Here is a 12,233-nt window from a genome sequence, read left to right on the forward strand (position 1 = left end):
GAGCCGAGGCTGTGTGGAAACTCTGTTTGAGGCGTCCTGCAAATGCAGTTCCGATGGTTTCCGGCGTATTTTTCCATTTCCGGTCCAAGTGCTATTTCTGAACGGCTGCGGAGGCGCCAGAAGCGGCCTCCGTTGCGTTAGACGCTGGCAATCTGAAGATCGTGCCCCGGTTCAGGCCGGAATGGCGGCAAGAAGCCCACGCACACCGATCAGGTTGATCATCCGCTTGATGTTGTAGGCGAGGACATGGAATGCCATCTCGGTGCGGACATTCTTGAGCTTGCGCATCCGGAAGTGCGTCGCACCCATCCAGGCTTTGATTGTGCCGAATGGGTGCTCGACGGTTGAGCGACGTAGCGCCATCAATGTCGGGTCTCGGCTCATGCGGTCGCGCATCTCGTCGACCAGGTGCTCATGCTCCCATCGGGTGATCCGGCGCTCTTTTCCTGTGGTGCAGCGCGCCTTGACTGGGCAGGTCTGACAGACGTTGGCCCGGTAGCGCCGCACCATCAGGCCGCCTTCCTCGGTCGTGTAACGGCGTGTCAGCGTCTCGCCTGCCGGGCAGCGGTAGACATCCGCATCCGCGTCATAGGCAAAGTCGGCCTTCACATACATGCCCTTCTTACGGTTGCCCGAGGTCTCGGGGCGCGGGAGGGTCGTAGTGATGCCAGCCTCGTGACAGGTCAAGATTTCACGGCCGCTGAAGTAGCCTTTATCGGCGACTGCGCTCATCTCCTCGCATCCGAGCGCGGTCTTCGCGCCCTTGGCCATCGGCGAGAGCTGCTCGCGGTCATGCCCGGTATTGATCACATCATGCGTGACGATCAAATGGGTCTCTGAATCCACCGCGGCCTGCGCATTGTAGCCCACAAAACCGCTCCCCTTGGCGCTGGTGGCCATGGACCGGCTATCCGGGTCGGTCAGGGATATCTGGCTTTCCGGGCTCTCCCTGAGCGCCTGGCCGATATCCACCAAGCGCTCGATCTCCTGACGGATGCGCTCGCAGCGTCGCGCCAGATTGGCAATCTTCTCAGCCCGGACCTCACCCTCCTCCTGACGGTCGATCCGGACCATTTCATCAAGGTAGCGTTCAATGCTCGCTACAAGGTGAGCGGTGCGGCTGGCGATCTTGCCCTTGGTGAAGTTCTTGTCGCGGTTGTTCACGGCCTTGAACTTGCTGCCATCAATGGCAACGCAATCCCCTTTCAGCACCCCGATCCGCCGGCAGAACTCCACGAACTGCGCGCAGGTCTTGCCGATGGCCGGACCGTTGTCGCGCCGAAAATCCGCGATCGTCTTGTGGTCCGGGACGAGCCGGCCCGTCAGCCACATCACCTCGACATTACGCAGAGCCTCCCGCTCCAGAGCGCGGCTCGAAGGGACGCGGTTCAAATAGCCGTAGATGAATAGCTTCAGCAGGACCGATGGGTGATAGCCGGGCCGTCCCGTTGGCGCCGGCGCCGTCCGCAGAAATCCAAGTTCCCCAAGATTGATCTCGTCCACGAAGAGGTCAATCACGCGGACCGGACTGTCCTCGTCGATCCAGTCTTCCAAACGGTTCGGAAAAAGCGTCGCCTGACTTCGGTCCGTCCCCTCGATATACCCCGACATGCCTGCCTCCGGTCTTTGCCGAAAAGCATACCGCATTTGGAGTTTTCACACACCCTCAGCCCAAAGCTGACGCTGACGCACAGCGTTGATTACAACCTTTGCGCGCAGGTTCCGTTGGGTACTGATTTCCCTTGGCACGCCCCGAACGCAGTGATGCTCGGCTGGATGATCGAGGGCAAAACCGGTTCAGTGGCGACCTGACGTGATCTTTTATGGATCAAGACCTTGAGCACGGCGAGCGCGAGGCCAACGCCGGCCGCGAAGGCGGCACCGAGGACTGTAGAGATCACGGTACGGTCCAGCACCCAGCCCGCGCGCGCTCCTATCAGGGTGAGCAGCGCCACTGCGAAGACCTGCGCGGCGATGAGCGCGAAATCCGCGTCGATCCAGCCAAGTCCTGCCCCGCAAAAAAGCAGCGTCGGCACGTTCGCCACGGTCAGCGTGGGATAGCTGTGCTGCCAAGCGCTGCGCCATGTGGCGCGTTCCATCCGCTGCCCCGAGCCGAGCGCTCCGCCCAGAAATTCGGCGAAGGCCTTGGCGAGCGTGATAGCCAGGACCGATCCGAAAAGAACCGCGGCGGTTTCGAACGGAGCGCCGGGGTGTTCTCCCATCGCCATCAAAATCGCCAGCACCATGATGGCGCCGTAGACAATCCCGAAGGCGGAATGATCGAAACGGGACCAGAACCCAGTCTCTTTTGGATATGCGGCCATGCTACGTTTCAATCTTGCGACATTAAGAAATCGGCGACCGTCTGGTAGGCGGGCAGCGATGTCGGGTCGATGAAACCGTTCTGCGCCTGCGGGAAAGAGGCGAAGCGCACCAGAACCATCTGCGCTGCGGGATCGACATAGATGGTCTGACCATGCACACCCCGGGCGGCATAGGCACCGTTGTCATTGTGGAAAACCCACCACTGGCTGGTATAGCTGCCGTTCGGGATGGTCGAGAAGCCTTTGAATTTGGCCGGATCGCCTCCGGCGCGGACTTTCTGCGCCACTTCGGCCGGGAAGAGACGCCGTCCGTTGATTTCGCCTTCGTTGAGCATCAGCAGACCCAGCCGCCCGAGATCGCGCAGGCCTGCGCTGATGCCCCCGCCAGCGAAAGGCACGCCCTTGCCGTCCACTGTCTGGTAGGCGTCCTGTTCGGCGCCCATGGGCCGCCAGAGCCGCTCCGAGGCCAGCTCGGTCACCGCCTTGCCGGTCACGCGGCTGATGAGCCAGCCCAGCATGTCCGAGTTGATGGTCTTGTAGTGGAACTCGGCCCCGTGTTCGCCCTCGGGCTGGACCTGCTCCAGATATTCCCAATACCCGTCGGGTCCGATGTAATTGGCCGGTTTCGGCAAGGGGCTTGCAGCACGCGAATAAAGCCAGATATCTGCGTTGGGGTCCGAGTAGTTTTCCGAGTATTTGACATCGGTGGTCATATCCATGACTTGCCGCACCGTGGCCGTGGCAAACGCGCTCTCGCCAATCTCGGGAATGATATCTCGGACGAGTTTCGTGTCGTCGAGCGTGCCCTCGACCACCAGGATTTCGCCCAGAAGACCGGTCACCGACTTGGTCATAGACATCGCGGCGTGCTGGCCCGCCTCGTCCAGGCAGCCGAAGTAGCGTTCGAAGACGACCTCGCCTTCATGCAGGATCAGTATGCCGTCGGTGTAGTTGACGTATAGCGACTCCTCCCACGTCATCGGCTTGTCGTTGCCAATCGGCAGGAAGGTCAGCGCGTCGATCCCTCGGGCGAGGTCCGCGAACTCGGCATGCGACGGATAGGCCAACTGCGCGGGAGCGCAAATGCCCCGGCTGATCTGTTCGGTCGGCAGGAACTCCCGCAGGTGGCAGACCGACCAGCGCAGCTTGGGGAAGCTGAAGAAATTGCTGTCGGGCTGAGCGATCATCTTGTCGGGCGGCGGTGGGAAACCCTACATCCAGCCAAGAACGCGCGGATCACGGTCGCGTCCGGACAGCGGCGCGGGCTGTGCCATCGCATGCGTTGTCGCGAAAAGCGACAGGTTCAGGAGAACGAGCCCTGCACGTAGATCAGAAATTGAAGACCTCATTCGTGAATACCTCGTGTCCATGGTTTCGCGCTTGAGCCGAAAACATTGTCGATCCCCACGCCCGGAAAATACACCAAGACGCCGGCCGCCGGCCCTCCGTCGAGCATCCGCTCAAGTTCCCCCAGCCGCGAGCGCCATACAACAAACAAAATCGCTCCGTGGTACGCAACAAAATCCTGTAATTTGATAAAAATCGCCCGCAACTGCGGCAATCCACCGAGCATCTCGGTACGGCCGGGCCGCAATGCGTCATCGGCTGTTGAGCGCCAGTCCCAAAGGCTTTGCTGAAATGTGAGAAAAGTCCACCAGCCCCCGAAACTCTACTCGGAAATGGCCCATAGAAATGGGTTTGCACACTTGGAGATCGCCGTCGGCGCGTTCAGCGTGATCTGCTTGATCGCGACGGGCGTGTCGAAACAGGAAGAAGAGAGTCGGTTGGCGTCAGAACAGGTCGAACCGCACCGGGTTATGGGCCCAATAGACACGAGCCGCGAAGAGCAGACGCTCCTCCGGGGTATTTCCCGGATCATAGCCGACGCCCACGGCGTTGCTCGCCGTTTCCAGCGCGCGAAGGGTTTGCGCGCCGATGGCACCGTCAAGGCCGACTGGATGGCCGATTTCACCCAGGATCATCTGCAGCGCCAGATTCCTGTCGTTGTCCGAAACCTCCGAGAGCCGCTCGCGCGCCTTTTCCGCGGCACTGGAATTGGCCAGATGCGCCGCCTTGGCCGCCCGAAGCGCGGCATCCGCGGCCCCCTTGCCCGGAACCTTGCCTTGCAGGATAACCGTTGCCGCGTTGGTGCCGCCCCAGGCATCGCCGCGCACCAGCGACATGTCGTACCAGCGGATCGCCTCGGCGGTGTCCACCTCGCCATGCTGGCCACGCAGGATCATCCGGGCGATCATGCTCGGCCCCTGCGGATGACCGCCTTCGGTGGATTTCTGAAAGTAGTCGAAGGCGGTGTCGAAATCCGGCGCGTTCCCATCCATTCCCTGAAGCGCGACGTAGCCGAGATTGTGATAGCCGTAGATATCCTGATGCAACTCGGAGGCCCGCAGGTACCGCATGCCGCGTTCGGGAAGGTAATGATCGGTATCCTTGGTCAGGAAATAGATCCCGAGTTCGTTCATCGCGAATGTGTGGCCCAGTTCGATCGCATGTTCCATAAGCTCGAAGCCACGACGGCGTTCCTGCGCGGTCTCGCCATTGCGCAGCAGCTTCTGACCCAGGCGGTGCATCGGGTAAGGGTCGCCCGTGGCGGTGCCGCGTTCCAGCAGGTCCAGCGCCATCTCGGGATCATAGGGAATTCCGGTCGCCTCGCGGTCCATCCGCTTGGTGTCGAACAGGATGGAGAGCGCGTTCAACGCCCGGACATGGCCGGCCTCGGCGGCGGCCTCGAAATTGGCGAACGCCTCGGGCAACATGCCCGCGCTCTGCTGCGCGCGGCCGAGCTGGTAGAGGAAACGTCCGTTTTCCGGGTCGGACTGGACAGCGGCCTCGCAGGCTTTCAGCCCCGCCGCAACATCGATCTCGTTGGCAAGACGGTAGACGCCGATGCCGCCCAGATCGAGCGCGTCGCCCATTTCCAGATCACAGGCATCCACTGTCAACGTCAGGTCGACATCCACCTGCCGCTCCGATCCGTCGGCAAAACCGAGCAGGACCGAGAAGCTGTCGGAAACCGAATGCCCATCGAGCTCGGTTGCCCGAATGTCGGAAATCTCGGCCCCGTAGATCATGCGGCCGGCAATCACGCTGCCCTGCCCATAGGACAGGATACCGTTGCCGGGTGGCGTGACGAGCTCGGCGGTCTGGAATGGCTGGCCGAACTGGGCCTGCAGCGCATCGCCGATATCCACGCGCCGGTCGAAACGTTTCTCTATGTCCAGTTCGACCCGCGGCAACGCAATCGGCGCATCCGACTCCGCGGCGATGACCATTCCGCGATCGACCGAACCGACCCCGCCGGCAGCTGCCGGTTCTTCCGCATCGACCGTGTCCACGGCGGGCGTCAGGAAGAACGGGCGCACGAGCGTCGAGCTTTCCCACGGAACCTGCTTTCCGCCCGTCGCATCGTGAACGCTCTGACGAACGACCGGGAACAGGCTTTGCACGTTTTCATTCGGCATCGTCCTGGCCGCGTCGAGAATCGCGAGCGTATAAGGGCTGTTGCCGCCCTCGTTGCCGTCCATCGCCACGCCGCCCGGCGAGGTGGAATAGGCAATGAGCGAGTTGAGCGGGGTGGAAAATATGTCGAAACCCGACTTGGTCTCGAACAGGTTGGCATCGAGATCCGCGGCAAGGCGGATATCCGGGAACGGGTTGTCCCGGCACGAATCGAGAATGGCCACATGGGCGGAGGCCCGCGAGGAAAGGGTTTCCACGACACGGTCGAGCGTCATGGTTTCCAGCGGCACATCATAGATGGATGCAAAGGCCGCATCGACTGGCAACAGGTAGTTGCGCCGCCCGATCTGGATACCGTGCCCGGCATAATAGAACACCACATCCGACCCCATCGGCGTGTTCAGCAGCGCCTGACGGAGCAGTTCCTCGAAGCCGCGCTTGTCCAGATCGTAACCGTCAAAGACGTTGAAACGGAAGCTACGTAGCAGATCGGCCATGTCGCGGGCATCACCACGCGCATTCGCGAGGTCCGTAACCGTTTCATAGTCCTGATTGCCGACGACGATGGCGACCCGGCTGGGGATCGCCCGTCCCGTGTCAGGCCGTGCAGAGCCGAGCGTTTGCGCCTGAAGGACACCGGCGCTCAGCACTGCGCAGACGGCAAACGGGACGGTCAGCGTCCGGGTTCGCCACCTCGACATGGCCTCAACCTCCGCTCCAGCCGCCGCCGCCGCCGCCACTGGTTCCATCGTCGTCGTCGCTGCCGCTGTCATCCGAGCCGCTGTCGTCGTCGCTGCTGTCCGAACCGCTGTCGCCACCGGAACTGCTGCCCCCATCGTCTCGGTCTGTATCATCGAAACGATCAGCGAGAGACTGGCTCGCCGAAGAGGCTGAAGATACGGCACTATTTGACGTGCTTGCCGGCGCTGCCGATGCTGCCGTCGCCGCGGCCTCGGACGCGTCATCGGTCGTGCTGGTCGGCACAGGGGCACATCCAAGCAACCAGATCGCGGCACCCATTATCATGAGAAATGGCAAAAACTTCATGGGGATATTCCTCCACAAAAGGGGGCTGTGGTGAGAGTTTGATTAAAATAACTATAGTTCAAGACTGCGACAGGCCGGTCCGGATTGCAAGATCTCTCTTTACGCAAGGTCAACAACACGCAAGGTCAACAACACCCTTTCGAGGGCCCGGCCGAGCCGTGAACCATCATTGTCAGTTGCAGAATTCTTCTTGTCTGCAATCTCTTTCGATACTGCCTGCACAATTGGTCTCCAGATAGCGGCTTGAACCGGAATCGCCGAAACGAGACGACAGTTTTCACCGCAAGAGCAGCCGACCGCCCCGGATCCATGGGCAGCAGGCCGTTCGGACGAACCCTCCCCTTCTCACGTCCGATGCGATCGGCAAGGGGCAGGCCACTTGCCGCATGTCGGATCATTTTCGTCGCTCCACGATGCCATCTCCGAGGGTGCACCACGCACGCGCCGCCCGAGGAACTTTTGACGATCAAGAGGTATTCAATGAGAGACGTGATCCTGCACGTCGGACATGGAAAGACCGGGACATCGGCGATCCAGTCCTGGCTGGCACAAAACAAGCGGGCGGTCGCTGCAGCCGGCATTGTCTATCCCGATCATCCTTCGCTCTCGCGGGCCAGGCGTTGCGGCGTGACCTCCGGTAATATTCGCGACGATGTCGGGGCGCTGGTCGAGCGCCTGGAAGCGGAAGATCTGAAATGGCCCACCGACCGCGCCATCCTGTTTTCAAACGAGTTGCTTTTCTGGAAGCTCGAGGAAATCATCGAGGCCTACGCGCATCTGCGGAGCCGGTACAACTTCAAGGTTGTGCTGTTCATCCGGAACCCGCTCGAAATGGCCAATTCGGCCTATCACCAGAGGGTCAAGCGCGGCGGTGAAACGGGCAGCTTCGAGGATCACCTGCAGCAGGAAGCACATTTGCTGCACGCCGAGCATTGTCACCGGTTGCTGTCGAAGACCGATATCGAAACCAGGCTGATCAACTACTCGGCCCGCAGTTCCGAAGTGGTGGGGGCCTTCATCGACGCCCTGGAGTTGGAGAAAGGCGGTACGCTCGGCCATGTCGAGAAATCCATGCCGATCCGGGTCAATCGATCGCTCAGCTATTTCGAATTGGAACTCGTCAAACAGCTGAACAAACTGTCGGGCAGGCAAAGCGGTTGGGACTTTTCCGATTGCCTGGTGGAACTGGCGCCGGACATCGAATCCTACCGCTTTACCGCGGAAGGTGAGTTGCTGAACCGGTTCCAGGAAAGGTTCTCGGCCTCGGTCGACTATTTCAATGGTTTCCTGCCGGCAGAGGACCGGCTCGCTCTCGAATCCGCGCCCTGCGACCGCCAGAATGGCCCGCAGGAGATCGACGCACGCCAGCTGGAGGCGATCGCCGTGGCAGTGGGCTCGATTCTGGAGGATAGAGAGGCGGTTCGCAGGGAGTTGAAACGGGTCGTACGCCACCCCTGGAAAAACTTCGGGCGTTTTTTCAGGCGGCGGTGGCAACGCAAGCCGGTATACGGCAATTGGCTCGCTCCGGCTGTCGAACGACCCCGGTGACATGGTCGGTGATAATGGCCGATGATAACCGCTTGACGCTTCCGGGTGGAAAATCTAAGAAGCCCGAGCCGTAGGGGTATAGCTCAGCTGGTAGAGCGACGGTCTCCAAAACCGTAGGTCGCGGGTTCGAACCCTGCTGCCCCTGCCACTTCCCAAAAACAGCCTCTGGAAACGCCTCGTGACAGTTGTGACGAGTCTCGGCTCAACAATATCCGGCAGTCAGGATTGCGGCTTCGCCGGGGTCGAGACAACGGCGCGCGGGGGGGCCGAAATCGGCGGCCGAAGGCATGGAGCCGGACTGGTGTGACAGCGCGGCGCCCACGGACGCGGCCATGTCGGACCGGTCGGGAAAGAAACTCTCCACCGCCAGCCCGGCGGCTGTCAGAACGTGGTGCCGCTCCAACATCAGCGAAACATAGCCGACGGCGGTGCAATCGAGGGCCGTGGATACCCCCGGAAGCCCAAGAAGATCTCCCGCGCGCACGAACACCCCGCTTTCGGAATAGAGCGTACGGGCATTCGATCCGGCAAGAAGCAGGCGATGGCCCGGCGAGACCAGCAGCGCCTCCCGCGGACCTGCCTCGCCCAATGCGCCCGCTGCGATGCGCACGGGGCGCAGTCGCGAGTCGAGATGCATCCGTGCGCCGGAGATCCGTTGATGGGAGACCCAGCCAAGCCGTTGCGGGCCGTCATCGCGGGTCAGAACCATATCGCCGGGTTCAAGCTGCGCGATATCCCGGAGCCCCTGTGGTGTCTCGACCGCCGTTCCCGCCGCGAGGCCACCACCGGGCGGGGCAACCTGCCGCCGCGCGCGTGCATCGGCTCGGGGATTGGTGGTGATACGCGCGATCCAGAAATCCGTATCCGCCGGCGGAAGATCTCCAAGAAACACCAGCAAACCGTCTGGCGCATGGGCCGCCGGCACATGTATCGCGACGAAGACCTGCACCCCGTCAGTCAGAACGATACAGCGATCCATGAGGTGTTCGTCGTCGATCTCGATCGCATCCAAATGCTTCAATCGCACCACGCGCCCGCAGATCCGCCGCGCCTTGCCGGCGGCGCGCCGGTGCAATTCGGCGACCTCACGCGATACGCCGAGCCGGGCGATACCGTCCGGCCCGTCCATACGAAATGCCTGTCCGCTCCAACGCCAGCTCGCCCCGATCCCAAGCTCACAGAACGTACCCGGCGCGAAGCCGTCGACCCGTGTCTGGGACCAGCGAAGAACGAAGGTACCGGTTAAGCCCGTCCCCATCCGTGTTTGCCTGCTCGTTTTCTTTTTCTTTTCTACCCGAGCGTTACCACAAAAGGGACGGTCGAGGAAGTGCCGTGCACGAACAGGTGTCGATCCGCCGGAATCAGGCGCCGATGATCGTGGTCCAGCTTTCGATCCGCGCCTCCGGCCCTGACAGCTCTTTCTGCAGGAACGTCAGGTCCGCCGCGTTGTTGTCCAGCAGACGGCAACAGATCCGCCCTTCCCCGGAGCAACGCAGCGATTGAAGGCTGAGCCCGGCCTGACGAAAGGCCGAGGCGCAGCGTTCCAGCCCGACAAGCGCATCCCCCGTCTCGATCAGGATCTCGAAACCGACCCGCGCGGCGGGAAAGGCCCGGCGCGTCTCGGCGATCTGCTCAAGCGGAATGGCATTGGCCGGCTGGGTGGCAAGGGTGGCGGCGTCATACATCACGTTCCTCCGGCGCCTGTTGCGCGGTCCTTGGGTTATCGAAGGAACGGTGTTCCCTCGCTTTAGCTGCATTTCTTGCGCGCCCGCAATCTGTGGTTCAAATCGGCGCGTAATGGACTCATATTACGGGAAATGACGGGGATCCACAACCCAAACCGGAGGGGATCGGAGGCCGAAAAACCGCCAGAATACGAAGAACAGGGCTCGGAAAGCGGCATTCCGCGGGGTAATTCGACACGGACCGCCTCCGCGACGCTTCGGAGCCTGTCCAGCTTGCAAAAGGCTTGCGATAAGGGCGCATGAAGGATTTTCTTGTCATTGGCGGCGGCATCGCCGGTCTCTCCGCAGCGGCGGAACTCGCGCGCTCCGGGTCGGTTGTTCTCGTGGAGTCCGAGGATGCGCTCGGTTATCACGCCTCGGGCCGTTCGGCGGCCATGTTCCTGCAATCCTACGGAAATTCGACCGTGCGCGCTCTGAACGAAGCCAGCGCGGACGCGCATCGGCGCACGGATGTTCTGTCCCAGCGTGGCTTTCTCATGGTGGCAGACCGGGAACGGGGGGCGGTATTCGAACGCGAGCATGCCAGCTTCGGCGCGCAAAGGGTTACCATCGCGGAAGCGCAAGGTTTCTGGCCAATCCTGAATCCCTCCCATTGCGCCCATGCCGCCTGGCTCGAAGAGGCCTACGATCTCGACACGGACCGCCTGTTGCAACATTACGCACGCCAGGCGCGCCAGCAGGGCGCCGAGATCCTGACGCGCCAGACGGTCCGGGAAATCCACAAGATCGGAAATCACTGGCAGGTGGAGACGGCAACCCAGACGCTGCAGGCGGCCCAGATCGTCAACGCGGCCGGTGCCTGGGCCGATCCGGTGGCGCGCATGGCCGGGATTGCGCCGCTTGGCATCCAGCCCCTGCGGCGTTCCATGGCGCGCCTGCCCGCGCCAAACGGGCTGGACACGCGGAACTGGCCTTTCGTCGATGAAGTGGGCGAGGACTGGTACGCCAAGCCGGATGCCGGCGCCTGGCTTGTCTCGCCGGCCGACGAAGACCCGGTGGAGCCGCATGATGCCTGGGCAGACGACATGGTCATCGCCGAGGGGCTGGCCCGCTATCAGCCCTTTGTCACGGTCGAGGTGACACGGGTTGAAACCACCTGGGCCGGGCTGCGGAGCTTTGCGCCCGACAGGGCCCTCGTGATCGGCCGCGACCCCACGGAGCCCGCTTTCCTGTGGTGTGCCGGCCAGGGTGGGTACGGTTTCCAGACAGCGCCCGCCGCGGCAGGTCTGCTGGCCACACTGGCGGGCGGGGCATCCCCCGATCTGGACGCGAATGTGGTCGCAGCGGTGAGCCCGGCCCGTTTCCGCCGTTAAATGCTTTCAGACACGGCCCGCTCCAGCAAGCAAAGCCGCCTGTCGGAAATTGCATCGCTCTTGTCCGCTTTCCACTGAAATCGGCACGTTTCCTCGGCATGGAGGACATCTTACGCCGTCCGGCCGCACGGATTTCCGCTCCCGGCCAGCCTGCGACCGTCATTCATATTGAAAATTCTGCATCTGTATCCCAAGTCTTCGGCGAAGCAGGAACAACCAGCTGGCCTCCTCCCCGACTGCCACCGCCCCCCTGCTCCCGGATGCTCGTGATGGTCACGCGGCACCGGCAAGATTCAAGGACCGAGCCGAATGGACTGGAACAATTTCGTCGATGACATGAACGACCAACTCCGCGAGTTGAGCAAGGCCAACCCCGAGGTCACCAAGGGTTTCAGCACCCTGACCAAGGCCGCCAAGGAAAGCGGCACGCTCGACGTGAAGAGCAAGGAATTCGTGGCCCTCGGCATTTCCATCGCGATGCGCTGCGAGCCTTGCATCGGCTTCCACGTCAAGGCGCTGGCCAAAGCCGGCGGCACCCGCGAGGAACTGGTCGACGTGCTCGGCATGGCCATCCAGATGGGCGGTGGCCCCTCGCTGATGTATGCCGCCAAGACGCTTGCCGCCTGGGATCAACTCGTCTCCAAGTGACCTGCCGCCCCATGCAGCACCTCGTCGAAGGCCGCCGAACCGCGGCGGCTTTCGTGTTCCTGCCGGCACATCCGGAACAAACGTGAAGACGCGTGAAGCGTTCAACACGCCAGACACGTTGATTTTTTCGG

The 12,233-nt window shown here is 62.2% G+C and carries 11 protein-coding genes and 1 tRNA gene; 4 read left to right on the forward strand and 8 right to left on the reverse strand.

Going from position 1 to position 12,233, the window contains the following annotated elements; genetic code table 11:
* Positions 1–171: 171 nt before the first annotated feature.
* The 6 genes from BLR85_RS06025 to BLR85_RS29030 form a co-directional block, all read right to left on the reverse strand.
* Positions 172–1,611, reverse strand: coding sequence for an IS1182 family transposase (locus tag BLR85_RS06025; protein ID WP_093151616.1), 1,440 nt, complete (start codon positions 1,609–1,611; stop codon positions 172–174).
* A gap of 89 nt (positions 1,612–1,700) precedes the next feature.
* The gene (locus BLR85_RS06030) at positions 1,701–2,324 is read right to left on the reverse strand and encodes a hypothetical protein (RefSeq protein WP_212635022.1); all 624 of its coding nucleotides are present in this window, start codon (positions 2,322–2,324) and stop codon (positions 1,701–1,703) included.
* 8 nt (positions 2,325–2,332) lie between these two features.
* Positions 2,333–3,511, reverse strand: coding sequence for a serine hydrolase domain-containing protein (locus BLR85_RS06035; RefSeq protein WP_244520622.1), 1,179 nt, complete (start codon positions 3,509–3,511; stop codon positions 2,333–2,335).
* Between the two features lie 158 nt (positions 3,512–3,669).
* Complete coding sequence (locus tag BLR85_RS06040) at positions 3,670–3,897, reverse strand: hypothetical protein (RefSeq protein WP_093151620.1); 228 nt, start codon at positions 3,895–3,897, stop codon at positions 3,670–3,672.
* 217 nt (positions 3,898–4,114) lie between these two features.
* A complete protein-coding gene (locus BLR85_RS06045) occupies positions 4,115–6,502 on the reverse strand; it encodes a caspase family protein (protein WP_170844465.1) in 2,388 nt (795 codons plus the stop codon).
* Between the two features lie 4 nt (positions 6,503–6,506).
* Complete coding sequence (locus BLR85_RS29030; RefSeq protein ID WP_170844466.1) at positions 6,507–6,848, reverse strand: hypothetical protein; 342 nt, start codon at positions 6,846–6,848, stop codon at positions 6,507–6,509.
* A 480-nt stretch (positions 6,849–7,328) separates the two neighbouring features.
* Between BLR85_RS29030 and BLR85_RS06050 the strand changes: the two genes are divergently transcribed.
* Complete coding sequence (locus BLR85_RS06050; protein ID WP_093151628.1) at positions 7,329–8,396, forward strand: hypothetical protein; 1,068 nt, start codon at positions 7,329–7,331, stop codon at positions 8,394–8,396.
* Positions 8,397–8,468: 72 nt separating this feature from the next.
* Positions 8,469–8,544: transfer RNA gene (locus tag BLR85_RS06055), tRNA-Trp, on the forward strand.
* Positions 8,545–8,598: 54 nt separating this feature from the next.
* Here the strand turns inward: BLR85_RS06055 and BLR85_RS06060 are convergent.
* Together BLR85_RS06060 and BLR85_RS06065 are read right to left on the reverse strand one after the other, a co-directional pair.
* A complete protein-coding gene (locus BLR85_RS06060) occupies positions 8,599–9,654 on the reverse strand; it encodes a Hint domain-containing protein (RefSeq protein ID WP_093151633.1) in 1,056 nt (351 codons plus the stop codon).
* A 103-nt stretch (positions 9,655–9,757) separates the two neighbouring features.
* The gene (locus BLR85_RS06065) at positions 9,758–10,081 is read right to left on the reverse strand and encodes a hypothetical protein (protein WP_093151638.1); all 324 of its coding nucleotides are present in this window, start codon (positions 10,079–10,081) and stop codon (positions 9,758–9,760) included.
* 299 nt (positions 10,082–10,380) lie between these two features.
* Between BLR85_RS06065 and BLR85_RS06070 the strand changes: the two genes are divergently transcribed.
* Complete coding sequence (locus BLR85_RS06070; RefSeq protein ID WP_093151643.1) at positions 10,381–11,454, forward strand: NAD(P)/FAD-dependent oxidoreductase; 1,074 nt, start codon at positions 10,381–10,383, stop codon at positions 11,452–11,454.
* Between the two features lie 309 nt (positions 11,455–11,763).
* Positions 11,764–12,102 carry a carboxymuconolactone decarboxylase family protein gene (locus BLR85_RS06075; protein WP_093151649.1) on the forward strand — a complete coding sequence of 113 codons (339 nt, stop codon included), beginning with the start codon at positions 11,764–11,766 and terminating at the stop codon, positions 12,100–12,102.
* Positions 12,103–12,233: the final 131 nt, after the last annotated feature.

The organism is Aliiruegeria lutimaris, assembly GCF_900099935.1.
In the GTDB taxonomy this organism is placed as follows: Bacteria; Pseudomonadota; Alphaproteobacteria; order Rhodobacterales; family Rhodobacteraceae; genus Tropicimonas; species Tropicimonas lutimaris.